Below are 25,333 nucleotides of genomic sequence, written 5' to 3'. Positions count from 1 at the left end.
TTATAAATTAGAAATAAATTCAACTATTCTTTTGCAAGATTTTCCGTCGCCATAAGGATTGTGTAACTTACTCATTTTAGAATAATCGTCACTATTTTTCAATAGCTTATTCGTTTCTTGCACTATTTTATTTGTATTCGTACCAACCAAAACAACAGTTCCTGCTTCGACAGCTTCAGGTCTTTCTGTGGTGTCTCTCATAACCAAAACAGGTTTTCCTAAACTAGGCGCTTCTTCTTGGACGCCACCACTATCTGTTACTATGATATAAGACTGACTCATCAACCATACAAAAGAAGGATATGATAATGGAGCTATTAATTTAATGTTTTCAATATCTGCTAAAAGTTCGTATACAGGTTTTTGTACCTTAGGGTTAAGATGAACAGGGTAAATTATTTGAACATCAGGATTTTCAACAGCTATTTGCTTAAGGGCATTACAAATATTTATAAAACCCTGACCATGGTTTTCTCTCCTATGCCCCGTTACTAAAATAACTTTCTTTGATAAGTCTACATTGGTTTTTAAATTTTCAATTTCTTCATCTGTATAGGATCCAGAAGTTACTTTGTTTGAGCTATAACGAAGTGCATCTATTACAGTATTACCAGTAACTAAAATACTAGAATTAGCTATGTTTTCATTAAGCAAATTTTGTTTAGAAGTTGTTGTTGGGGCAAAGTGATAATCTGAAACCGATCCCGCAATACTTCTATTTATCTCTTCAGGAAATGGAGATCGCTTATTAAATGTTCTTAAACCAGCTTCAACATGACACACTTTGGCTCCAGAATAAAACGCTGCAATACTTGCTGCCATTGTTGTTGTTGTATCTCCGTGCACATATACATAATCTGGTTTGAATTCTTCCAATACAGGTTTTAAATGTGTTATTATATCTGCAGTTAATGAATATAAGCTTTGATTAGGTTTCATTAAATCTAAATCAAAATCTGGGTTTATTTCAAAAAAAGACAAAACTTGATCTAACATTTCCCTGTGTTGAGCTGTAATACAAACTCTCGTTTCAAAAACATTTGAATACTTGTTGAATTCTTTTACTAAAGGAGCCATTTTTATGGCTTCAGGACGAGTTCCAAAAATGATAAGGTTTTTCGTCATTTAACGTGTTTGATTTATTAAAAATTCCTCTTTACTGTTAGTCAGCAAAAATACCATAATAATTCGTTAATCCTAGCTTAATGAAATTAAGATACGGTTACTTAACTATACTATGCAAGCACTTTATTAAACTCGCTTCGAACGGTTTAGATTTAAAATAAAAGGTATTGTGGATCTTTTGAGTGTTTAGAACTGAATATTGAGGTCTTCTAGCTTTAGAAACGTATAGTGCTGAAGAGATAGGCAATACGCTACAACTAGTCTCTGTTTTTTCAAAGATTGCTTTTGCAAACTCAAACCAACTAATGCTTCCAGAATTACAATAATGATATATGCCAAACGCTTGTGTAGTCTTGCATATAATTTCAAGAATAGCTTGTGCCAAATCAGGTGCATAAGTTGGACAACCCAGTTGATCGTCTACAACAGAAATCTCTTTTCTTTCATTAGATAAACGTATCATGGTTTTTACAAAGTTGTTACCAAATTCAGAATACACCCAAGAGGTTCTTATAATATAGTATTTATCCAGAATACTTTGTACAAATTTCTCGCCTTGTAGCTTAGAAGCACCGTAAATATTAATTGGATTAACCTGATCTGCCTCTAAATACGGTTCTTTTTTTAATCCATCAAAAACAAAGTCTGTTGAAATATGAATGAGTATAATATTATGTGCTTTACAATTTATGGCTAAAAACCTAACGGATTCGGCATTTATTAAAAAAGCTTCCTCTTTTTCCTCCTCGGCCTTATCAACAGCTGTATAGGCTGCACAATTTATACAATAATCGAAAGTGTTTTCTTTAAAAAAAACTTTTAGTTCTTCTTCTTTTGAAATATCCAGTAAATCTTTGTTGGCAAATACAAAATCTAGGTTGTAATTATTTTCTTTTGCTATCTTTTGAATACTTTTCCCTAACTGGCCATTAGACCCAGTAACCAATACCCTTTTATTCATTTAAAAATGATTCTAATGATGGTAATACTTTGTCCTTTTCAGACAGTAACAACTGATCTTCGGGTAACTGCCAGTTAATATTTAAGCTTGTATCGTTATAAATTATTCCGCCTTCTGATTCTTTGTTATAAAAATTATCGCATTTATAGGCAAAAAGTGCCGTTTCACTTAAAACCACAAAACCATGTGCAAATCCACGCGGAACAAAAAACTGTTTCTTGTTTTCTCCAGAAAGCTCAACTGTTTCATATTGACCGAAGGTTGGAGAGTTTGGTCTTAAGTCAACAGCTACGTCTAAAACAGACCCTTTAATAACACGAACAAGTTTAGCTTGAGCATATTTACCTTTTTGAAAGTGTAACCCTCTCAATACGCCTTTTGAAGAATACGTTTCATTATCTTGAACAAAATTAACATTAAACCCTATTTTGTCATGAAATGTTTTTAGATTGAACGTTTCGAAAAAATAGCCACGTTTATCTTCATGAACTTTAGGTTCGATTATAAAGCAATCCTTTAATTTAGTTTCTAAAACATTCATTTCTTTTTATTAAGCATTCCTAAAAGGTTTTTTCCGTAGCCACTTTTTAGCAACGGTTTTGCAAGATTAACAAATTGTTCTTCCGTTATATAACCCATTTCGTAGGCCGCAGCCTCTATAGAGCCAATCTTTAAACCTTGGCGTTCCTCGATTACCTCAACAAACTGTGCTGCTTGCATTAAAGAGTTAAATGTTCCCGTATCTAACCAAGCTGTACCTCGATCTAGAATACTTACACTTAAATTGCCTTGATTTAAATAGGCTTTATTAACGTCTGTAATTTCAAGTTCTCCTCTAGAACTCGGTTTAATGTTTTTTGCTATTTGAACTACCGAATTATCGTAAAAGTAAATTCCAGGAACCGCATAATTTGATTTTGGGCTTTCAGGTTTTTCTTCTATTGAAATAGCTTGACCCTCATGATTAAATTCCACAACACCATAACGTTCTGGGTCATGGACCCTATAAGCATATATAATGCCTCCGTTTGGATCATTATTACTTTGCAAAAGTGCTGATAGGCCTGAACCATAAAAAATGTTGTCTCCTAAAATAAGAGCCACCTTTTCATCTCCTATAAATTCCTCTCCAATTATGAAGGCTTCGGCTAAACCGTTAGGGGCTTCTTGAACTGCATATTGAAAATTACATCCATATTTTCTACCATCTCCCAATAAATCCTGGAACAAAGGTAAATCTTTAGGTGTCGATATAATTAAAATATCCTTAATACCAGAATACATTAATGTTGAAAGGGGATAATATATCATAGGTTTGTCATAAACAGGCATTAACTGTTTGCTTATTGACAAGGTTAAAGGATGAAGACGTGTTCCAGACCCTCCTGCAAGTATTATTCCTTTCATCTTTTAACTATATTGTTTTTGGTAATAATCTTGATAAGCGCCGCTAGTAACATTTTGTAACCATTCATCGTTATCTAAATACCAATCGATTGTTTTTGACAACCCTTCTTCGAATGTTACAGAAGGTTTCCAACCTAGTTCATTTTTAATTTTTCTTGCATCTATAGCATATCTTAAATCATGACCCGGTCTGTCTTTTACATACGTTATTAGCTTTTCTGAAGTTCCAACTTCTTTGTTTAGTTTTCTATCCATTTGCTCACAAAGAAGTTTCACTAAATCTATGTTTTTCCACTCATTAAACCCACCTATGTTATAGGTTTCTGCATTTTTACCTTCATGAAATACCAAATCTATCGCTCTAGCATGATCAACTACATATAACCAATCCCTAGTATAATTACCATCTCCATAGACCGGCAGTGGTCTTTTGTTTAATATGTTGTTAATAAATAGCGGAATTAGTTTTTCTGGAAATTGATTTTGTCCATAGTTATTTGAGCAATTTGTAATAACGTATGGAATTTTATAAGTTTCTCCATAAGCCCTTACAAAATGATCTGAACTAGCTTTTGAAGCCGAATAAGGTGAGTTCGGATCATAAGGTGTGGTTTCTGTAAAAAGCCCCGTTTCTCCTAATGTGCCATAAACCTCATCTGTACTAATATGATAAAAACGTTTTCCTGAAAAATTGCCTTCCCATGTTTTCTTAAAAGCATTTAGTAAGTTCATTGTCCCTATAACATTTGTTTTTACAAAAGCCAATGGGTCTTTTATTGAACGATCGACATGCGATTCTGCTGCTAAATGAATAACTCCTTCAAACCTATGCTCTTCAAAAAGAGAGTTAATTACCTTTTCATTTACTATATCGGCTTTTACAAATGTATAATTAGGTTTGTCTTGAATGTCTTTTAAGTTTTCTAAATTGCCTGCATATGTTAAGGCATCTAAATTAAAAATATGGTAGTGAGGGTATTTTTCAACAAAAACCCTTACAACATGAGACCCTATAAACCCTGCCCCTCCAGTAATTAGAATTTTTTTATGCCTCATAGTTTTTAACATACTGAACCGTCTTGTTGGTTAAATAAAGTAGACATAATAATATGAAGGCAAGGATTGGAAATATTAGCATATACTTTTGATGCCATTCTTCATGCTTGGTTCCAACTTCTTGAAAGCCTGAAATAACATCAAAAACCACATCCTCATCAACTTTCTTTTCATCTAACTTTTTTAATTCATTTCTCAATTCAATTTCTTTATTCAATAACTCATATTCTCTCGTTTTAGTTTTATCATTACTTAAAGAAAAGCCTTCTCCTCCTAAAGTAATTTCTGTTGATTTAGACTTAGATTCCTCCTCCAAAACCCTTATATATATTTTTTGAAGTGAATCTACTTGAGATAATTGTTCTAAAATATTCTTTTTCTGAATAGTAATCAATGAATCTCTTTTCTTCATCTTTTTCGATGAGTATTTATTAGAGAACGAATTGTTCAATCCCTCCTCAAGATCCTTAAAAATATTATTCTTAACTGAAAATGCGCTTATTTGAAATAAATCTCCACTGTAAATACTTCTATTCTCTATGTAATCTTCAAAACTAACATCTTGCGCTCTAACACTGTCTATAGATTTAACAAACCTATCATATTGAAGAATTCTATCATTTTCAGTCTCAGGTCCAGACTCAACTTCAAATGCAATGATTTCTTTTGCGTTTTTTAAATCAATATCAAAAACCTCGGCAAGAGACTCGTAGTTTTCATTTGCTATTAGTGCGTTATAATAGCCTATATTATTTATAAGCTCAAACTTAGAATCGAAATATGGCCTAACCAACATTGAAGAGGTATAAACATTAGGGCTATATTTCTGTAAAGCAAACCCTAACACTCCAGCCAAAACCATAGTTATTATAATTATTTTAAAATTAACTATAATTGCTTTTATACTATAAATTATGACAGAGAATATACTCTTAAGTATTGAAAAAATAAAATCGAAAAATCTTTCAAATAAATTACCAATCATTTTAAAAAGTTGACCCAAATCTACTTCTTCATTAGTGTTTTGTTGTGCTGAATTATTGCTCATAATAGTAGTTAGTTGTTAAATATTTGTTGCAATATTTTTCTAGTTATTAAATAAGTTGGTTTGACTCCTGATGTCCCAAGCCCGCCCGAAGCTAAAGTGCTTCCTGTTTCCAACGGGTTATCACTTGCATAATATGCGTAACGAACTTTCACATTTGGATTAATTGATTTTCTGACCTTTGATGCTGCTTGAACCGCTTTTTGGTAATGCGCGCCTTCCATCTCCAGTCCGATAACATTCCATGTTGAGTTGTGAAAAAACTTTAAAATATCTTTATTCTGTAATGAAGTTCCTAAAACAGTTATCATACTGCCTTCAAAAACATTAACCCCATTGCCTTCCAAATCAGATTTAGAAAGTTCATTTTCAAATGGATAATTGTCGGCTGTGCCTTCAAAAATATGGGCAGAAGGGATCATGATATCCCCTTTGCCTCCTTCTAAAATACCTGCCTTACCCATAATGGAAATTGATTCTACATTTAAGCACGTATGTTTTCCCTGAATTGAAAATGGTTTAAGCAACTCATCTATAGTCTCATAGGCCTGTTCGCCAAAAGCATAATCCATGACAAATATAATAGGTTTTTGCAAAGTTTTTACTTTTGCTTCTAAACCCAAATCACATAAAGAAATATCTAATTGTTCCGTATCAAAAATTTGAACATCAATATTAGTTCCCGATGTATCTTGAATATATATCATGCCCTTTTGCAACGCCTCTTTTGTTACTTTATTGCGCAATGTTTCATTTTCTTTTTTACTCAACTCTTCATAGACTTGAAAAATTGATTTTTTAGACAGCATCGTCTTTAATGCGGAAGGAGCAAATAATGTGTTCATTACGCTGTGCATGTTGGCACTAATAATATGAATTGGTCGCTCTAGAAGGCCTTTCTCGTTTAATATCTTCTTTATGTTGTCTGACCAAATTTCACCATGAATATGATGCCCTAGTCGCTCACGTAAAACAGGGCTAAATGTTACGGTTCTTTTATTGTTGTTTATAACTTCTTCTATTGCTAATTTTCCTAACCAATAAACCAAATGAAGTAACCGTTCTGGTTGATTTGGAGTTTTAAAGTGCCCATAAACTGAACTCAACTCATTAAATGTCCTTCCCAAAATATTTGCTGTATGCGTAATAGCAACTTCTCGTTCATTTTGAGTCAATTTCTTTTTGGACAAAACAGCTTCTTCAAGTTTTATCCAATCACGGGTTGTGTTGCCTTTTTCGTCAATTAAGACCCGCTTTGAAATTTTATGTGACTCAACAAACAGAAAGGTTAAATGTGTTAAAATATCATAGATTTCTGAGCGTCCTCTGGTGATTTCAATATTCATTTGCTCCTCATCTATGCGGTAGCAATTACGCCTCCTCTTTGGTGGGATGATTGGTTTAAAATGCGAATTGGCATAACCTTCATCGCTGGTGAGGTTAATAAAACGACATTCTTCTATGCCTTGTGGTAGCCTGTCAATCACATAAAGCAATCCGTCCAGTTCTGCTTTTTCATCGCCAATTGATCCATAAATTTCTGGACGCAATAGCAATAATGCTTCGCGAAGTGTTTCTCCTGACACTCCCATTGGCTTATAAAAGCCTCGGTTAAATAAGTGTCTCATAGTAATGTACATTCTCTCAATAGCATTCGAGCTTTCTTGAGCTCTTGTTCTAGCATGATGTTTTTTACTACTCATATATTAAATTTGGACTCCAAAGATACTATTATTTAGTCAATTTTAAATCGTTTAATGCATCTGCAATTTTCCGATCGTTTGAGAGTCTTGGTAGTTTGTTCTGACCTCCTAATTTACCTATAGATTTCATGTATTCATGGAAGCCGTTTTTCTTTACTTTTGTAATAACCAATGGTCTTAATACTTGACCATTAATTAAATCGAAATAATAGGAGTTTTGGCGCTGTAATGACTCATCTATTTGTTTTGAGATTTCTGATAAATCGTCTATTTCAGCTTCAAATTCTATAAACCATTCATGATATGGTAGTCCACTTGTAGGATTGATCTGTGGTGCGACCGTAAATTCTGAAACCTGTGCTTTTGTGTTCGCCAATCCTTCCTGCAATGCTTGCTCCACTTCCTTCCCGATAACATGTTCTCCAAAAGCTGAAATAAAATGTTTAATTCTTCCAGAAACTATTACACGATAGGGTTGAATTGACGTAAACATTACAGTGTCGCCAAGATTATAAGCCCAAAGGCCTGCATTGGTAGAAATAATCATAACATAGTTAATGCCTAACTGAACATCCTTTATGGTGTATCGATTTGGGTTTTCATTATAAAAGTCTTCAGCTTTTATAAATTCATAAAAAATACCCGAATTAAGTTGTAACAGCATGCCTTTCTCACTTTGCTTGTCTTGAAAAGCAAAAAACCCTTCACTTGCTGGAAACAACTCAATACTATCAACCGGTCTCCCTATAAGGTTTTCAAATTTAGAACGATATGGTTCGTAATTTACGCCTCCGAAAATAAACAGATTGAAGTTTTTAAAAACATCTCCAACCTTTTTGCCTGTTTTTTCTTGAATCTTTTCAAAATACATTTGAACCCATGACGGAATACCAGAAATTACCGTCATATTTTCGGGTAATGTTTCTTCAACAATAGCATTTACTTTCGTTTCCCAATCTTCAATACAATTTGTCTCCCAAGAAGGCATCCTGTTTTTTTGAAGATATTGTGGCACATAATGCGCCACAATACCCGACAGCCTTCCTAATTGTACACCGTTCTTTTTTTCTAGAATCGGGCTACCTTGAAGAAAAATCATTTTTCCATCTACAAATTTGGCATTACCTGTTTCATGGATGTATAATAGAATGGCATTTCTTGCAGCCTCAACATGAGTTGGCATGCTTTCTTTGGTTATTGGAATATATTTAGATCCTGAAGTAGTTCCTGATGTTTTTGCAAAATAAATTGGTTTACCTTTCCACAAAACATTCTCTTCACCTTGTACAACTTTGTCTACATAAGGTTTTAAGCCCTCATAATCTCTCACGGGAACACGCTTTATAAAGTCGTTATGGTTATTAATACTTAAAAAATCGTGGTCTTTTCCAAATTTTGTGGCTGTAGCAGTAGCTATGAGCTCCTGAAATACTTTTTCTTGTGTTTCAATAGGATTGTTGACCCACTCTTGAGTTTTTATATAAACCCATTTAGCAAAAAGCTTTGCCAGAACCGATTTTATTGTAATCATTAATTGAAATCTATAAAGTTGGTTGGGTTAATAGGATAGCCATCACTCCAAAGCTCAAAATGCAAATGAGGCCCAGTTGTTAAATCTCCCGTGTTTCCTGTAGTAGCAATAACTTCTCCAGATTTTACCAAATCGCCTTGAGTTTTTGTTAATAAACTATTGTGTTTATAAACCGAAATTAAGCCTTTGCTATGCTCTATAATTATTACATAACCTGCTTCCGTTGTCCATTCGGCAAAAATAACAGTGCCATCGGCCGTTGCCTTTACCGGAGTTCCTTTTTCGGTTATAATATCTACTGCAAAATGTTTTTCTTTAATGTTGTAGTCTTGCGATATGGTCCCGGTTACAGGTGGAAACAATACAAAACTCGTGTTTAATTTGGCTGAATCAAACAAGTTGTATTTATCTTCCTTTTTTACTTTTTCACGCAAAAGTGAATCGGCTTTGTTTGGTATTAAATCTTGTTGATCAACTTCACTTTTTGTGGCTTCAATAATAGAGTCTCGATTAAAGTCTACAGAACTCACTTCACCATAAAGCACCTTTTTGATGGATGAATAGTACTGCTCGTTAACTGCTATTACCTGCATTAACGAGTCTGTTTTATAATTCAACTCTGTAGCTTGTTTTTTAAGCTCGGTTGATGAGTATCCTGGAATGTATTCCCGTAAGGAGGTGAAAGCAATGAGAATGATTGTGGCCACTACCAAAAAAATTGACGATAACGATATTAACACAAACACATTTAGTCGTGTTAATCTGAATGATAAGCGCTCCTCAAATGTATCTTCGTTTAGGATAACCAAACGGTATTTATTGAGTAGTTTTTTGGTAAACTTTTTTGGTTTTTTCTTTTTATTGCTCATGTTGCAAACAAAATTAATTAAAAATAAATCATAAGCTTGCCAACTTGATACTAAAGTTCCTGAATAAACGATTATATTAAACTTTAATTATTAACTTTGTGGTCTAAATTTTTATAAAATGAGTTTATATATTTTACCATTAGCAATCGGGCCATGGCAAATAGCACTTATTGTTGTTATTGTACTATTGTTATTTGGCGGAAAGAAAATACCTGAATTAATGCGTGGTTTAGGTAGCGGAATTAAGGAATTTAAAGACGCCAGTAAAGATGAAGAAAAAGATAAAAAGGAGTGAAATATTTCTTTTTTAATAAAATAAAAAACCCAACTAATTAGTTGGGTTTTTTATACTTTTAATTGTTTTTCTACTCGAATCTTATGGATTTAATAATAGATTCCAATTCAAACATATAATCGCGTTTCTCAACTGATGGCGCAAAAGCAAAACCCTCTACAACTAATAATCTATTGTTCTGTTGATCTTCAATTATATAATTCACAAATGGCCCAGACATAAAAGCATTCTTTACATCCCAAAGTCCTCTTGTTTCGTAGGCTGGTTTATCATCAATTGTTGTTTTAGAAATAAATGGCGCATATTTGTTTTCAGTAATCATAAATGAGCCATCTAAAGGGCCTGGTATATGAACTTTTCCTATGGAGTCGCGCATTCTTATAATCTGATTTACTAAACTATCATTTTCTGTAATAGAGCCATAAGGCATTTCATAAACCATTAAATTGGTTGTTCCTGTTGTTATGTCTTTTCTTATCCAATAAAAATCATTGTCTTCTTTTGCGATACGATAGGCAGAAGGAAACTCTATAGAAATGCCTAAATTTTCTTTTATGGAATTGTTTTTATGTAAGGATATTTTAGTACGTCGCTGTCTTTCTTTTATTTCTTCGCTTTTAAGAGCAGAAACTATTCTGCTGGCATTTTCTTTTAACTGGTTTACTATTTCATCATCCGTCAAACCAGAAACCACAACAACTTTTTGTGGTCTTGCAAAAACATCTTTTGCTATTTTAACATCGGCTTCATTGCCTTTTTCAATTTTTAAAACGATTCTGCCGCGCTTTGCAAACCCAGTAAAAACTGATGGAGGCATCTGACTTAAATGAAATAATGGTTCATCTTGAGGCAAACCATAAACTGGCGCAGCCAAAACATCACGAATGCCTTCTCCTACAGCACCTTCCCATAAGTCATTATCAACAACTACCGCTAAATCGTTTATTTTACCTGAAGATTCTGAAAGAATGCGTTGGTTTTTAGATTTGTCTTTTCCGCAGGAAACAATAAAAAAGATTGAGGCAATAGCAATTAGAATGTTACGCATAATGTTTGTCTTTAATAAGGAGGCTAACTCTTTGAGATTTTAAGTTTCATTCCCGGTTTTAATTTGTTACCGCTAATATCGTTCCAATCTCGAATATTTTGAACAGAAACTCCCGGAAATTTTTGAGAAATACTCCAAAGTGAATCACCGCTTTTCACGGTATATGTTTTTGAAGTATTGGTACTACTTGAATTTGATGTGCTAGAACTAGCTGTTTGGTTAACAGCTACAGGTTTTCTTGGATAAATAGTTAATCGTTGGCCAATTCTTAAATTATTGCTTCGTAACCCATTCCACTGTTTTATTTGACTTACTCTTACGCCATACTTCCTTGCTATTCTTCCCAAATAATCTCCTGATTTCACACGATATCGCACCTTGCTATCGCTATCAAAAAACTGTGGCAATGGTTTCTCTCGCGCATCAAATTCAGCTTGTGCCGCTGCATAAATGGCATCTTCATTATTCACAAAAACACCAACAGCTGAACGTGGTAAGCGTAAGGCGTAGTTTTCACCTTTTATTAACGGAATAATATCAAGTTTATACGACGGGTTTAAAAACTGCAACTCTTCCATGTTGACACCTGTGGCCTCAGAAACCTGATCTAGTGTAATCATTTGCTTCACTACAATTGTATCTGTTTCTATATGATGAAAGGCTGGTTTTTCTGAAACAAAACCATGCTCCTTTGCATATTCCATAATATACATGGTTGCCAAGAAAGCAGGAACGTAGCCAGCTGTTTCACGTGGAAGATTATGTCGAATATTCCAATAGTTTTGATACCCTCCTGAACGCCTGATAGCTTTTGACACATTTCCAGGTCCAGAATTATAGGCTGCCAAAGCCAAATCCCAATCACCAAAAATAGTATATAAAGATGCTAAATATTTAGCGGCTGCTTCTGTTGACTTTATAGGATCGGAGCGTTCATCAACATAACTGCTAACATTTAATCCGTACATTTTTCCAGTAGTGAACATAAATTGCCACAAACCCGTAGCACCCACTCGTGATTTGGCACGTGGTTTTAATGCAGACTCCACTATGGCTAAATATTTAACTTCTAGTGGAACATTATGGTTGTCCAGTTCCCTTTCAAACATGGGGAAATAAAAATGGCTCAAACCCATTAATCGTTCAAAATATTGCCTCCTGTTCTTTAAAAAGGATTTTATAACACTTTCTAGCGATGGGTTATATTCTATATTAAATGGTGTTTTTGCATTAAGCAATGCTAATCGCGCTTTAAGTGTATCGGTTGGTAGTTCTGGGTAGTAAACTTCTTTGTAATCTAGTTCAGTAATGGTATTGTAAATAGTATCGAAAAGGTCATTACTATATAGTTCATCTAACCACTTTTGGTCCAATTCAACTGCAAACTCATGGTCTTCCAAAGCTTTTATGTTAGTCGAATCAGCTTCAATTTGAATTTGCTTTTTGTAGAACTCTTTACCATCAATAATGGTATCTAATTCATATTGCTCCCCTGCAACGAGTTTTTCTTGAGGAATTCTATTTGTACTAGGGATAGAATCTTGTGCCGACAAATTGAAAGTCAGAACAAAAAATACAACACAGATTAACGTAGGTTTATACATTGCTATTAATTTATTTACCATAAAACGTTAATGCTTTAAATTTCTTATAAACCTAACATTGTGTATGGCTTAAACATTGAGGCTGAACGAAATATACTAAATTATTCTAAAATGGCTGCAATTCCTGGTAAGATCTTACCCTCAAGGCTTTCTAACATGGCTCCACCACCAGTACTTACATAGCTTACCTTATCTTCAAAATCAAATTGCTTAACAGCCGCGACCGAATCGCCTCCTCCTACTAATGAAAAAGCACCGTTTTCTGTTGCTTCAGCAATTGCATAGCCTAAAGCAATAGTACCTTTTGCAAAATTTGGCATTTCAAAAACACCTAAAGGCCCGTTCCATAAAATAGTTTTAGAATCGCGTATTACATCTGCAAACAGAGCTTCTGTATTTGGCCCAACATCAAGACCCATCCACCCATCAGGAATTTGGTTCACTGGGCATGTGTTAGTTTTAGCATCATTACTAAATCCATTGGCAATAATGGCATCGACAGGTAAATGTACTTTTACACTTTTCGCTTTAGCTTTTTCTAAAATTGAGTTTGCTAGATCCAGCTTATCTTCTTCAACTAAAGAATTTCCTATTAATCCACCTTTCGCCTTAATAAACGTGAAGGTCATTCCTCCTCCAATTATTAAATGGTCTATTTTATCGAGTATGTTGTCAATAATAGTGATTTTAGAAGATACTTTGGCGCCACCCAAAACAGCACATACAGGTTTTTCTCCTGTTTCCATAACTTTCTTGATACTTTCTATCTCCTGTTGCAACAAGTATCCAAAACATTTTTTATCTGGAAAAAATTGTGCTATAATAGTTGTTGAAGCATGTGCTCTGTGCGCTGTACCAAAAGCATCATTAACATAAATATCTCCCAATTCTGAAAGTTGCTTGGCAAATGCTTCATCGCCTTTAGTTTCCTCTTCATGAAAACGAAGGTTTTCCAACAATAGAATCTCACCAGGTTGTAAACTATAAGCTGCTTCTCTCGCTTTTTCCCCTATGCAATCTTCAGCAAATTTAATTTCGACACCCAAAATGTCTTTAGCAGTATCTACAATGTGTTTTAGCGAATATTTATCTTCTCGCCCTTTTGGACGTCCTAAATGCGACATTAAAATGCAACTTCCACCATCTTCCAAAACCTTAATAATTGTTGGTTTTGCAGATTTAATTCGTGTAGCATCGGTTACATTAAATTCTTCATTTAATGGCACATTAAAATCTACTCGAATAAGGGCTTTTTTATTTTCAAAATTAAAGTCGTTTAGGGTTTTCATGATGTAATTAATTAGATTGACAAATATAATTTTTTCATTTCAGAAAAACAGTAGTAAATCTGTTATCTTTACCCCATGTTATTTAGTGAGATTTTAGGACAAGAACATATAAAAGCACATCTTACACAAAGCGTGAATAATGGTCGTATTGCTCATGCACAATTGTTTGTGGGTCCTGAAGGTTGCGGAACTCTACCAATGGCTATTGCCTATGCGCAATACTTATTATGTAAGAATACCGAAAATGAAAATACTGGTGGCAACGAATCCTGTAATTTAAAATTCAATAATCTATCGCATCCCGACTTACATTTTGCTTTTCCTGTAGCCACTAATGGTGTTATAAAAAGCCACCCTGTTTCCAGTCATTTTTTAGCTGAATGGCGAGAGCTCATCGATGAGCAACCTTATGGTAATTTATTTGATTGGTATAAAAAAATTGGCATTGAAAAAAAGCAAGGTCAAATAGGTGTTGATGAGGCTCAGGACATTGTTAAATCTCTCTCGCTAAAATCTTATGAAGGCGGTTACAAGGTTATGATTATTTGGATGGCCGAAAAGATTAACACGCAAGCTGCCAATAAACTTTTAAAGTTAATTGAAGAGCCGCCCAAACAAACTGTTTTTATTCTTATTACTGAAGACGAGGAACAAATAATTAACACCATTAAGTCACGTTGCCAAGTTTTACATTTTCCTCCACTTTCAGAGGAAATCATTAAGCAAGGATTAATAAATAAGTATTCTATTGCAGAGGATGTAGCAGGTAAAATAGCCCATCAAGCCAATGGAAATTTTAATAAGGCTAGCGATCTGGTTTACCAAGATACTGAAGACACCCAGTTTGAAGAATGGTTTGTGTATTGGATTAGAAGTGCATTTAAAGCAAGAGGCAACAAAAATGCCATTCACGATTTAATTTCCTGGAGTGAAGATATTGCCAAAACTGGTCGTGAAACGCAAAAACAGTTCTTACAATTTTGTCTCAACTTTTTTAGGCAGGCCTTATTAATGAATTACAAGACAGACGAGTTGGTTTTTATGGAGCCTAAATCTGCAAACTTTAAATTGGAAAAGTTTGCACCTTTTGTCCATGGCAACAACATTATTGAAATTTCAGACGAATTACAAGACGCCATTTATCACATTGAACGTAATGGTAATTCAAAAATTATCCTTACAGATTTATCTATAAAACTTACTCGATTACTACATAAAAAAGCCAGTTAAAAGACTGGCTTTCAATATATTATGTTGTTTTTTTAATCTTTTTTATAATTTTCGTTTAAGGCTTTTAATATCGTTTCAGATATATCATTTTCTTCTTTTCCATATAAAACACTTGATGCAGCATCGCTGGTTCCTAGCACATAAGTATAGTTATTTTCCTTACCATGCTTTTTAATAAATGTTTTTACCTTTGAAATTAATGAATCTATTTCTGTTTGACTTTCTTTAGCAATTTGCTGTTCTTCCATTTGAAATTGCTGTTGGTACATTTGTTGTTTTTGTAACAACATTTGGTATTCTGCTTGAGCGTCTTTTTCTGGTAGAGATTTAGACTTTAACTGAAATGACTGGTATTCCAATTGCAAGGCTTGACCAATACTATCGCGTTTCTTATTATAAGCCTCAACTTTTATTTTGTATTTAGCTTCAATATCTTTTCTTTCTTGATATTCATTAATAACATAACTATTATTCACAAAAACTATCTTGTCTTGATTACAAGATGTCAAAGTAACAAAACCCAATAGTACTAATATTATTTTTTTCATGTTTTAAAAAAATTTAGATGCGCAAATGTAGAAAAGTAATTAGTATTTCTAATTCTTGTAAGGAAATAATTAACTATAAGGAATAATTATTATTTTCGATACTTACAATAAGTGTTAGCTATGAAATATCGCTTCAAATAAAGCAATTTAAGCGCGTTTAAAAAATGCTTCTGTGGTTTTGGTTGTTCTATTAATAAAAAAGCAATAGATGTTCTTAAAACAAAAAAATTACTTTTTAAGGATGTAAATGTGCGATGAATACTCTTTTGAAGATTTTGCTTTGATATTTGACAACAATCCAATCCAAAATGCTCGTAATGGATTCATCGATCCCGTTTTATATTTTTCAGATAATAAGCTTACATAAAACGAATCGAACACCATAGGTTTAATATCTGTGACTGAAAAACCTGCTTTTTGAAATAATTTTGAAATTGATGTTTTTGAAAAATGCCACAAATGTCTAGGTACATCATAAGCTGCCCAAAACGATTTATAGTATGCTGCATCGTAACTTTTAAAATTAGGAACTGCTATAATTAATGTGCCGTTAGGTTTTAACAACCCGCTTAACGTAGCAGTATACTTTTCTAAATTTGGCAAGTGTTCCAATACATGCCATAATGTAATAACATCATACTGACTGCTTTTTAGATCAAATAAACATGGCGAATCCATTACAGCGCTATCTGTTTTTGAATTAGCAATAGCTCTTGCATCTCCATTAGGTTCGATTCCGGTAATTTGCCAGCCATTTTTTTTTGCTGTCTGTAGAAAATCGCCTGTGCCACATCCAATATCTAAAAGGGTTTTTTCGTTTTTGGCGTATTTACTTATCAGCTTTACCTTACGTTTTAATGTAAACTGACGAACAGTATGGTAAATGTATTCCATAAGGTTGCGTTTGGAATCTGTGTGCGATATATAGTCTTCTGTTTTATAGTAATTACCCAGCTCATTTTCCAAAGGCTGCGGATGTGTCTCCAGCATATCAAGGTCGGCATTGTAAAACAACTGAAACTCTTCTCCTGTAACGGAGTAATCTTTTACGTTAAGAAACCGGTTTTTTTCTTTCATTTATAGAGATGTTCCACGTGAAACATTAACGACCCATATAGACCAAAAGTACAGAAACATCACTTGGAGAAACACCACTAATTCGAGATGCCTGTGATATGGTTACAGGTTGAATTTTACTTAACTTTTCACGGGCCTCCATGCTCATTGATTTGAGTTTTGAGTAGTCAAAATCCTTTGGTATTTTTATATTCTCTAACCTAGAAAGTTTGTCGGCATTGTTTTTCTCCTTCTCAATATAACCGGAATACTTAACCTGTATTTCTGTTTGCTCGATAACCTCGTCATCTAATTTATGATCTACTATATAATTATTAACCGATTCCACCCTACGCATATCGCCTATCGTAATATTTGGCCTTGCAAATATCTTAAACATCTTGTCTGATTGCTTCATTAACGAGGAATTATTAGCCTCTAATATCGGGTTAATCTCTTCTGGTTTGACGCTCGTGTCTTTAAAAAACTGAACAAAGGCATCTGAAGCTTGCTGCTTTTCTTCCATGCGTTTTAAACGTTTTTCTGACGCCAATCCAACGTTATAGCCTTTTGGTGTTAATCTAAAATCAGCATTATCCTGACGCAATAGCGTTCTATATTCTGCGCGCGAAGTAAACATTCTGTAAGGTTCTTCTGTGCCTTTTGTAATTAAATCATCAATCAAAACACCGATATAAGCCTCACTTCTAGATAGGGTAAACGGGTCTTTTTCCTGTACTTTTAAGCTCGCGTTTATTCCAGCTATTAAACCTTGAGAAGCCGCTTCTTCATAACCAGTTGTGCCATTAATTTGACCTGCAAAATATAATCCTTCAATCAATTTTGTCTCTAATGTATGCTGCAATTGAGTTGGGGGAAAATAATCATATTCAATAGCATATCCAGGCCTGAAAAATTTCACGTTTTCAAATCCAGCTACCGAACGCAAAGCTCTAAACTGTACGTCTTCTGGCAGGGATGTAGAAAAGCCATTTACATAAACCTCAACCGTATTCCAACCTTCTGGTTCAACAAACAATTGATGTCTATCCTTATCTGCAAAACGATTAATCTTATCCTCGATTGATGGACAATAACGCGGCCCTAAACTTTTAATTCTACCATTAAACATTGGTGAGCGCTCAAATCCTTCTCGAAGCAAATCATGCACTTCAGGACTAGTATAAGTCATATAACAGGAACGCTGTTCTGTAAGCGGTTTCGTAATATCCAGATATGAAAACTTTTGCGGGTTTTCGTCTCCTGGTTGTTCGGTCATTTTAGAATAATCCAACGATCTGCCGTCAACACGTGGTGGTGTTCCTGTTTTCATTCGTCCAGAATCAAAACCAAGATTAACCAGTTGTTCTGTTATTCCTGTTGCCGCACGCTCTCCTGCTCTACCGCCTCCAAAGTTTTTATCTCCAATATGAATCAGGCCATTTAAAAAAGTACCATTAGTTAACACAACAGACTTGGCTTTTACCTCAATCCCTAGAGATGTTTTTACGCCTATTACACGATTATTCTCAATCAATAAACCAGAAACCATCTCTTGATAGAAATCTAAATTAGGAGTCTTCTCCAAAAGCAAACGCCAATCTTCAGCAAAACGCATACGGTCACTTTGAACTCTAGGGCTCCACATAGCAGGTCCTTTAGACTTGTTTAGCATTTTAAATTGAATTGCGGAAGTATCACTTACAATTCCGCTATAACCGCCCAGCGCATCAATCTCCCTTACTATTTGACCTTTAGCTATTCCTCCCATGGCAGGATTACAAGACATTTGCGCAATGTTCTGCAGGTTCATAGTAACTAACAAAGTTTTACTTCCCATGTTGGCAGCAGCAGCGGCAGCTTCACTGCCCGCATGGCCAGCACCAACAACAACAACATCATAAATCTCGTTAAACATAACTTAAGTTTAATTACCATTAGTAAAATTGTTTCACGTGGAACAATTTCATTCATTTTAATTTAAGGGTGCAAATATACGACGAATTAGTCAATTTGTTTTAACAGTTCTAAATACTCGTTTTCCTTGTCTCTCATTTGGGTTGCTTCTTCTTCAGATTTATCTTTATACCCACAATAGTGCAGTACGCCATGAACCATAACGCGATACAATTCGTCATCAAATTGCTGTTTAAAATCTATAGCATTGTCCCTAACACGATCGACTGAAATATAAATATCTCCTTGTAATATTTTTCCTACTGAATAATCAAAACTAATAATATCAGTTAAGGTATCATGATTTAAAAATTCGACATTTATTTTATGCAAATAATCATCATTACAAAAAATGTAATTTATGTCTTCGTACTTAAACCCTTCTGTTTCAATAACAGTTGCAATCCAATTAGACAGGCGATTTTCATTGTCTAATTCAAAATCGGTTTCGTAGTTAAAACTTATCATCGCTTTCCTTAAAGTATTCTTGCACCTTCTTTTTATAAACTGGTTGCAAAGGTAAGGTCTGCCTATTTAATATTTCAGTAGTATTAAAATATTCTTTAGCGGTTGGTATTTTGTTATTCGTATTATTATCAAAATCTGCGTTATTGGTTTTGGACTTACGTTTATTGTCTTGTCCTTGTTGAAATGTAGCATTCTCAAGCTTTAACAACTGATGCTGCAAGTTCATCATTCGCTGCAAAGTTTGGTTGGTAAAGCCTTTATTAAGAAGATCCAATTCTATTTGTTCCATTTGCTTGATTAAGTTTTGCCCTACCCCATTCTTGCCTTCTTTTGCTAACTTGTCTTCTAACGCTTGTCTAATCTGTTGTTGTTGTTGGTAAATTTTAAACAACTCGCCGTTTAACTCTTCAGAACCTTCTCCGTCTCCTTGCTGTTTACCACCCTCACCTTGTTTGCCGTTTTCACCATTTGGGGACTCTGGGCCTTCCTGTCCTTCTTTTTCACCCTTTTCACCTTCCTTGCCTACTTCTCCATCTTTTGGTTTCCCTTCTTGGCTTTTTTTCATGCCATCTTGCATTTGCTTATTAAGCTCTTCTTGACTCATTATAATGTCTGGCAATCCAGGCTCTGGTTGTCCTCCTTGTCCTGTACCAGAAGCGCTCATTTGCATTTGCATATTATTTAGCATCTCACTTAAAAAATCGGCTAAATTGTTTGCTGCCGTAATGGTGTACTGTTGATTGGCGATACCTTGGTACATCCGGTTTTCAGAAAACTGGTCCAATGATTTGTCTATATTAAAAAAGACGTCGGAGATTTCTTTGTTTATTTTTTCTGAAATTTTTGGCTGACGCAACGATAAAGCAAATAAACTATCATCTATATGTGAAAAATGCTCTTTTAAATTACTCTGCTTAACTAAATAACTTGCATACTTATTGTGATTAATCTCAATGCTCTTAAACTGATTCATTAAAGCTTCCTGATCAAATGAAAACAACACCAAATTGTCCAAAATTTGTCGTAACATTTCCATGTCTTCCTGCATTTGTTCTGCGCCTCCCATTTGCATTGCCATTTGCATCTGTTGGCTCATTTGTTTCATTTTTTGAGCAGCCTGTTTTTGTTTCTGCTTGGCTTTATTGCTATTCTCGTTAGCTTTCTCTTCGTTGTCTTGTTTTTGATTCTCTTCTTTATTTCCTAACTCGTCTGATGCTTCCTGTTGGTCTTTATCAATAGCCTCCTGTTGCTTTTCGTCTCTAGGAACATCTAAAGGTTGTTTAAGGTCTTGATTGTCTTTTTCAAGTTGTTCCATTTCCTCTTTAAAATCATCAAACTTTTGGTTTAATGAATCTTGGGCTTTCTTGGTGTTATTTTCATCTGATGCTTCAGAAAGCTCTTCTTGCTCTTCAGCTAATTTATCTAGTTCTTGCTGTAATTTTTCAAGCTTTTTAGCAACATAGTAGCGTTTGGTTAACTCTAATAACTGTTCCAAACTGCGTTTCTGGTTTTTGTTTTGCTTGGCTAATTTTTCAAGCTTTTCTGTCAGCTCTTCTTTGTTTATTTTTTCTTGTAATTTTTCTAACTCTTCCAGTAATTTTTCGTCTTCTTTAAGCTGTTGTTCGTTTTCTTCCAGGCGCTCTTTTAAATCTTCCTTAAATTGGTCTTCTTCTTGGTTTTCTTTCTGAAATTCTTCTAAATTTTCTTTTAACTTCTTGTTGAAGTTTTGCATCATCTCTTCCTGTTGTTTTTGACGTTTTAAGAAGTTTTCGAATTTCTTTTTATCATTAAAATTTAATTCTGATTTTTCTTTTTGTGTTTTAGAAAACTCTTCTAATTCTTTTTCTCTGGTTTCCATTTTCTTCAAAGATTCGTTCAAATCCTGAATGGTTTCATTTTGTTGTTGAAGCTGTTTTTCTACTTCTTCAGATTGTGTAAGCTTTCTATAGGTATAAATATTGCTTTTTGTGCTCTTGTAATTATTAATAGCATCATTGTCGAATACTTGAAAATACAATTCGTAACTAATACCTTCTTCTAAATTAAGATTGTTGGGAAATGTAGAGATGAAATCGTCAATATTATCATTTGCTATAGGAATTGCTTCGACTTTAATATTTTCTACATTGTTTAGTGGATAATATACAAGTTGCAATTTGCGTAATCCATAATCATCACTGGCCTGACCATAAAAATACATGGTTTGCTGGTCTAGGCTATCCAATTCCATTTTCACATTGAGTTCTGGAAAATCATCTTTAATGACATCGATATTAAAATTCAAGCGTTCATAATCCTGAACAAAATCATTGCTCGTGGCAATGGTGTAATCAAATGTCGAAGCAGCGCGCTTGGTTGTTTCGTAAACGTTTTCTGTATCCATATTAAAAACAACCGTGTCATTAGCATATAGATTAACAATATTGGTTGATTTTGTTTTAACACGCCACGTAATTTGCGTGCCTTGAGGAATCGTTGCGTTCCCGTTGCCTTTTAAAGTTTCGTCTGTTTTTTTAGTATAGCTTGGATAATCTAAAACCATTTCGAAACCTAATATTGATGGTACTTCCGAAACCTTAAGTGTATAAGGTTTTGAGATTACTGTATTGGCTGATAAGTTAAACTCTATGTCATTTTTTGGTTTAGTAAACACATATTCAAATGCTCCTGGTGCAGTTTGTTGTAAGAAATATGCTTCATTGTTGTATTGAATTTTTGCGTTTTCTGGAACAACATTCCCAGCTGTTTTTACAATCAGTTTAAAATCTTTGTTTTCAGTGGCATTTAAGTTTTCGTTTACTACAAAAAACTGAAATGGCGCAGGGGGCTCGTAGGCCGTTTGGTAATTTACAACACGTTCATAACTATCGCTGAACCAATCTATTTTCCCAGAGAAATATGAAATCAATAAAATTAAAACCGGTATGGCTGTATACTTTAAGTATCTGGTGTTGTCTTTAAAATTAACAGCTAGCTTAAAGGGTATGGGCTGTAATTCAGTTGATTTTTGATTAATACTGGCCACCAATAGCTCTGATTGCTCATTATCCTGATTAAGTTGTAAAACATTTAAAAGTTTATCGTTTACTTCAGGAAAATGCATGCCAATAATCTGTGCCGCTTGGTTGTAATCTATGCCTCGTTTTAATTTAAAGAGTTTGGCTAAAGGAAAAGCTATATATTTTACAAACAAGGTTAATTCCACCACAACAAACAACCAAAACAAAATGGTTCTTAAAGTTGAATTCAACCAAAATACATATTCAATAAAAAGTGTCAATAAAAAGTACGTAAATCCAATGGCAACAAATAACAAAGCGCCTTTTATAAGCTCATTAGTGTAATACCGCTTTACAAAGGCTTCAAGTTTGTGTAATATGTCTTTAAATTCTGCCAATTTCTTGTAAATATGTAATTAACTTACTAATCTACAATTTTATTTTATACCCTATTTCCTTAAATTTGATAACATTCTGTTAAAAATATAGTACCCTAATGAAAGATTTAAAATATTTAGCAGCACTTTCTATTCCTTTAACCGCTTTAATCGGATTACATTTTAAAGGTCTTTTGTGTTTTTTAACTCCTGTATTTTCTTTTTGTATAATCCCTATATTGGAATTAATTCTACCCGAAGACAATACTAACTATTCGGAAGCTGAATTACAAAACAAAATGGTTAACAAGCTCTTTGATTGGATGCTATATTTAAACCTTCCAATTGTTTACGGACTAATAATTTGGTCCTTAATTACGGTTACAACCGTTCCTTTGGAAACTTATGAGTTTGTTGGCTTGGTTTTAAGTTTGGGTATGGTTTTGGGAACAAACGGCATAAATGTTGCCCATGAACTGGGTCACAGACAGACTTCCAACGAGCGTTTTATTGGCAAGGCTTTACTCCTGCCGTCATTATACATGCATTTTTTTATTGAGCATAACTATGGGCATCATTTACATGCCGCAACAAAAGAAGATCCTGCTACAGCTCGATATAACCAACATGTCTATTCCTTTTGGTTTACCTCAACCGCTAGGCAATATATAAGTGCATGGCGTATTCAACTAAAATTGCTAAAAAATAGTGGTAAATCCTTTTTTTCTGTAAAGAACGACATGTTTTGGTATAGTGTTATTCAAATTATCTATTTAGTAGCTGTGTTTTCTGTCTTTGGGAACACAGGATTATTGTTTGCAATTGTCGCTGGAATAACAGGATTTTTATTACTTGAAACCGTGAATTATATTGAACACTATGGACTATTGCGCTTAAAAACAGCATCTGGTAGATACGAACGTGTGAAGGAAAACCATTCTTGGAACTCCAACCATGTGGTTGGCAGAATTGTACTTTACGAATTAACGCGCCATAGTGATCACCACTACAAATCTTCAAAAAAATATCAAATATTGGAATGCCATGAAGAAAGCCCGCAAATGCCATTTGGCTATCCTACCTCCATGGTTTTGGCGCTTATTCCGCCTTTATGGTTTAAAATTATGAATAAGCGGGTGCCAACTTATATGATTTCGGCTTAAAATTGCTTTAAAACTAATTAAGGTTTTATCTTTGCGCAAAATTTATTTGCATGAGTAATCCGGTTCGCGTGCGTTTCGCACCAAGTCCAACAGGACCTTTACATATTGGAGGTGTTCGTACTGCCCTATTTAATTATTTATTTGCCAAAAAACACAATGGAACCTTTGTGCTTCGTATAGAAGATACAGACCAAAACCGTTATGTTGAAGGTGCTGAAGACTATATAATTGAATCGTTGAACTGGTGTAACATACCGTTTGATGAAGGCCCAGGAAAAACGGGGGAGTTTGGACCATACAGACAAAGCGAACGCAAGCATTTGTATAAGCAATATGCCGATGAGCTGGTTGCTAAAGGCAGGGCTTATTATGCTTTTGATACCGCTGAACAACTGGATGCGCACAGAAAAGATCATGAAGCCCAAGGCAAAACCTTTATTTACAATTGGCACAATCGTGAAAAAGGCCGTTTGGTAAATTCTTTAGTGCTTTCTGCTGAAGAAACCCAAGCTAAAATTGAAGCTGGTGAAGATTACGTGATTCGTTTTTTATCACCTCAAGACGAAACCCTGCATCTTAAAGATATTGTTCGAGGTAATATTAAAATAGATACCAATATTCTGGACGACAAAGTCTTGTTCAAAAGCGATGGCATGCCAACCTATCACTTGGCTAATATTGTTGATGACCACTTAATGAAAATTACACACGTAATTCGTGGCGAAGAATGGTTGCCATCATTGGCACTACACTATCAATTGTACGAAGCTTTTGGATGGCAATCACCTGAATTTGCCCACCTACCCTTAATTTTAAAACCTACAGGAAAAGGCAAATTAAGTAAGCGTGATGGCGACAAACTTGGTTTTCCGGTGTTTCCTTTAGAGTATACATCTCCAGAGGGTGATATATCCAAAGGTTATAGAGAAGATGGTTATTTTCAAGAAGCTGTTATAAACTTTTTAGCCTTTTTAGGATGGAATCCTGGTACCGAACAGGAAATTTTCAGTCTTGAAGAATTGGTAAATGCCTTTGATTTATCTAAAGTCAATAAATCTGGAGCGCGCTTTGATCCTGATAAAATTAAATGGTTTAACCACCATTATATGCAAGAACAAAACAATGATGATTTGGCTATTGCTTTTCAAAGAAGTCATGACCAATTACAAGAAATTGATGTTAACTATATAGCTCTAGTAATTGGATTAATAAAAGAACGCGCAACCTTTGTAAATGATTTTTGGGATTTAGGCCATTTCTTTTTTGAGGCACCAAAAACCTATGAAGAGAAAGCTTTTAAAAAGGCCATTAAAGCGGATACAAAAGACATTATGGGCACAGTTAAGTCCATTATTAGCGGCGTAGACAATTTTGAAGTAGAAACGCTTCAAAAGGCTGTTAAAGGTTGGATTACAGAAAATGAAATTGGTTTCGGTAAGGTTATGATGCCTTTGCGTTTGGCCTTGGTTGGAGACTTAAAAGGCCCTGATGTTTTTGATATCATGTTTATGGTGGGTAAAAATGAAACGCTTAACCGTATTGAATGTTTGGTGAATAAATTGGGGTAACGTTCGCATAAGCAAAAATAGTTCAGTGAGTTATT

The 25,333-nt window shown here is 34.3% G+C and carries 21 protein-coding genes; 4 read left to right on the top strand and 17 right to left on the bottom strand.

Going from position 1 to position 25,333, the window contains the following annotated elements; all coding sequences use genetic code 11:
• The 9 genes from wecB to MTX13_RS06485 all read right to left on the bottom strand — a co-directional run bounded on the left by wecB (nucleotide 1) and on the right by MTX13_RS06485 (nucleotide 9,697).
• Nucleotides 1-1,125 (bottom strand): non-hydrolyzing UDP-N-acetylglucosamine 2-epimerase, encoded by a 1,125-nt coding sequence (gene wecB / locus MTX13_RS06525; protein WP_250433619.1) that lies wholly within the window; start codon nucleotides 1,123-1,125, stop codon nucleotides 1-3.
• Nucleotides 1,126-1,222: 97 nt separating this feature from the next.
• A complete protein-coding gene (gene rfbD, locus MTX13_RS06520) occupies nucleotides 1,223-2,086 on the bottom strand; it encodes a dTDP-4-dehydrorhamnose reductase (RefSeq protein WP_250433618.1) in 864 nt (287 codons plus the stop codon).
• The gene (gene rfbC, locus MTX13_RS06515) at nucleotides 2,079-2,627 is read right to left on the bottom strand and encodes a dTDP-4-dehydrorhamnose 3,5-epimerase (protein WP_250433617.1); all 549 of its coding nucleotides are present in this window, start codon (nucleotides 2,625-2,627) and stop codon (nucleotides 2,079-2,081) included. Before rfbC ends, rfbD begins: the two co-directional genes overlap by 8 nt.
• A complete protein-coding gene (gene rfbA / locus MTX13_RS06510) occupies nucleotides 2,624-3,493 on the bottom strand; it encodes a glucose-1-phosphate thymidylyltransferase RfbA (protein WP_250433616.1) in 870 nt (289 codons plus the stop codon). Before rfbA ends, rfbC begins: the two co-directional genes overlap by 4 nt.
• Before the next feature lie 3 nt (nucleotides 3,494-3,496).
• Nucleotides 3,497-4,549, bottom strand: coding sequence for a dTDP-glucose 4,6-dehydratase (rfbB, locus tag MTX13_RS06505; protein WP_250433615.1), 1,053 nt, complete (start codon nucleotides 4,547-4,549; stop codon nucleotides 3,497-3,499).
• The gene (locus MTX13_RS06500) at nucleotides 4,539-5,597 is read right to left on the bottom strand and encodes a hypothetical protein (RefSeq protein ID WP_250433614.1); all 1,059 of its coding nucleotides are present in this window, start codon (nucleotides 5,595-5,597) and stop codon (nucleotides 4,539-4,541) included. Before MTX13_RS06500 ends, rfbB begins: the two co-directional genes overlap by 11 nt.
• 8 nt (nucleotides 5,598-5,605) lie before the next feature.
• Nucleotides 5,606-7,297: a DUF6909 family protein gene (locus MTX13_RS06495; RefSeq protein ID WP_250433613.1), complete on the bottom strand. Its 1,692-nt coding sequence runs from the start codon at nucleotides 7,295-7,297 to the stop codon at nucleotides 5,606-5,608.
• Nucleotides 7,298-7,325: 28 nt separating this feature from the next.
• Nucleotides 7,326-8,828 carry a GH3 family domain-containing protein gene (locus tag MTX13_RS06490; RefSeq protein WP_250433611.1) on the bottom strand — a complete coding sequence of 501 codons (1,503 nt, stop codon included), beginning with the start codon at nucleotides 8,826-8,828 and terminating at the stop codon, nucleotides 7,326-7,328.
• A complete protein-coding gene (locus tag MTX13_RS06485) occupies nucleotides 8,828-9,697 on the bottom strand; it encodes a M23 family metallopeptidase (RefSeq protein WP_250433609.1) in 870 nt (289 codons plus the stop codon). The genes MTX13_RS06490 and MTX13_RS06485 overlap by 1 nt, the downstream gene beginning before the upstream one ends.
• 118 nt (nucleotides 9,698-9,815) lie before the next feature.
• Here MTX13_RS06485 and MTX13_RS06480 point away from each other — a divergent pair, with 118 nt between their 5' ends.
• Nucleotides 9,816-9,992 carry a Sec-independent protein translocase subunit TatA/TatB gene (locus MTX13_RS06480; protein ID WP_223032337.1) on the top strand — a complete coding sequence of 59 codons (177 nt, stop codon included), beginning with the start codon at nucleotides 9,816-9,818 and terminating at the stop codon, nucleotides 9,990-9,992.
• Nucleotides 9,993-10,062: 70 nt separating this feature from the next.
• Here MTX13_RS06480 and MTX13_RS06475 read toward each other — a convergent pair whose 3' ends face one another.
• The 3 genes from MTX13_RS06475 to MTX13_RS06465 all read right to left on the bottom strand — a co-directional run bounded on the left by MTX13_RS06475 (nucleotide 10,063) and on the right by MTX13_RS06465 (nucleotide 13,933).
• On the bottom strand, nucleotides 10,063-11,040 hold the full coding sequence (locus MTX13_RS06475) for a DUF4837 family protein (RefSeq protein WP_250433607.1): 978 nt from the start codon (nucleotides 11,038-11,040) through the stop codon (nucleotides 10,063-10,065).
• Between the two features lie 23 nt (nucleotides 11,041-11,063).
• Nucleotides 11,064-12,644, bottom strand: a complete 1,581-nt coding sequence (locus MTX13_RS06470; protein WP_250433606.1) for a lytic transglycosylase domain-containing protein — start codon at nucleotides 12,642-12,644, stop codon at nucleotides 11,064-11,066.
• Nucleotides 12,645-12,745: 101 nt separating this feature from the next.
• Nucleotides 12,746-13,933, bottom strand: a complete 1,188-nt coding sequence (locus tag MTX13_RS06465) for a phosphoglycerate kinase (protein WP_250433603.1) — start codon at nucleotides 13,931-13,933, stop codon at nucleotides 12,746-12,748.
• A 75-nt stretch (nucleotides 13,934-14,008) separates the two neighbouring features.
• Between MTX13_RS06465 and MTX13_RS06460 the strand changes: the two genes are divergently transcribed.
• On the top strand, nucleotides 14,009-15,163 hold the full coding sequence (locus MTX13_RS06460) for a DNA polymerase III subunit (protein WP_250433602.1): 1,155 nt from the start codon (nucleotides 14,009-14,011) through the stop codon (nucleotides 15,161-15,163).
• Nucleotides 15,164-15,195: 32 nt separating this feature from the next.
• Here the strand turns inward: MTX13_RS06460 and MTX13_RS06455 are convergent, their stop codons facing one another.
• From MTX13_RS06455 to MTX13_RS06435, 5 genes are all read right to left on the bottom strand, one after another.
• Entirely contained in the window at nucleotides 15,196-15,711 is a 516-nt protein-coding gene (locus MTX13_RS06455; RefSeq protein ID WP_250433600.1) for an OmpH family outer membrane protein, read from the bottom strand.
• Between the two features lie 228 nt (nucleotides 15,712-15,939).
• A complete protein-coding gene (locus MTX13_RS06450) occupies nucleotides 15,940-16,788 on the bottom strand; it encodes a class I SAM-dependent methyltransferase (RefSeq protein ID WP_250433598.1) in 849 nt (282 codons plus the stop codon).
• A 25-nt stretch (nucleotides 16,789-16,813) separates the two neighbouring features.
• Complete coding sequence (gene mnmG, locus MTX13_RS06445) at nucleotides 16,814-18,685, bottom strand: tRNA uridine-5-carboxymethylaminomethyl(34) synthesis enzyme MnmG (RefSeq protein WP_250433596.1); 1,872 nt, start codon at nucleotides 18,683-18,685, stop codon at nucleotides 16,814-16,816.
• An 86-nt stretch (nucleotides 18,686-18,771) separates the two neighbouring features.
• Nucleotides 18,772-19,191: an rRNA maturation RNase YbeY gene (ybeY, locus tag MTX13_RS06440; RefSeq protein WP_250433594.1), complete on the bottom strand. Its 420-nt coding sequence runs from the start codon at nucleotides 19,189-19,191 to the stop codon at nucleotides 18,772-18,774.
• Nucleotides 19,178-22,588 (bottom strand): DUF4175 family protein, encoded by a 3,411-nt coding sequence (locus MTX13_RS06435; protein ID WP_250433593.1) that lies wholly within the window; start codon nucleotides 22,586-22,588, stop codon nucleotides 19,178-19,180. The genes ybeY and MTX13_RS06435 overlap by 14 nt, the downstream gene beginning before the upstream one ends.
• 98 nt (nucleotides 22,589-22,686) lie before the next feature.
• Between MTX13_RS06435 and MTX13_RS06430 the strand changes: the two genes are divergently transcribed.
• Both MTX13_RS06430 and gltX read left to right on the top strand, forming a co-directional pair.
• Nucleotides 22,687-23,730: an alkane 1-monooxygenase gene (locus MTX13_RS06430; protein ID WP_250433592.1), complete on the top strand. Its 1,044-nt coding sequence runs from the start codon at nucleotides 22,687-22,689 to the stop codon at nucleotides 23,728-23,730.
• Between the two features lie 50 nt (nucleotides 23,731-23,780).
• Entirely contained in the window at nucleotides 23,781-25,298 is a 1,518-nt protein-coding gene (gene gltX / locus MTX13_RS06425) for a glutamate--tRNA ligase (protein WP_250433591.1), read from the top strand.
• The last annotated feature ends 35 nt before the right edge of the window (nucleotides 25,299-25,333 follow it).

The sequence above is a fragment of the Hanstruepera flava genome, from assembly GCF_023634025.1.
Classification (GTDB): Bacteria; Bacteroidota; Bacteroidia; order Flavobacteriales; family Flavobacteriaceae; genus Hanstruepera; species Hanstruepera flava.
This window is presented reverse-complemented; position numbering and strand designations above follow the sequence as displayed.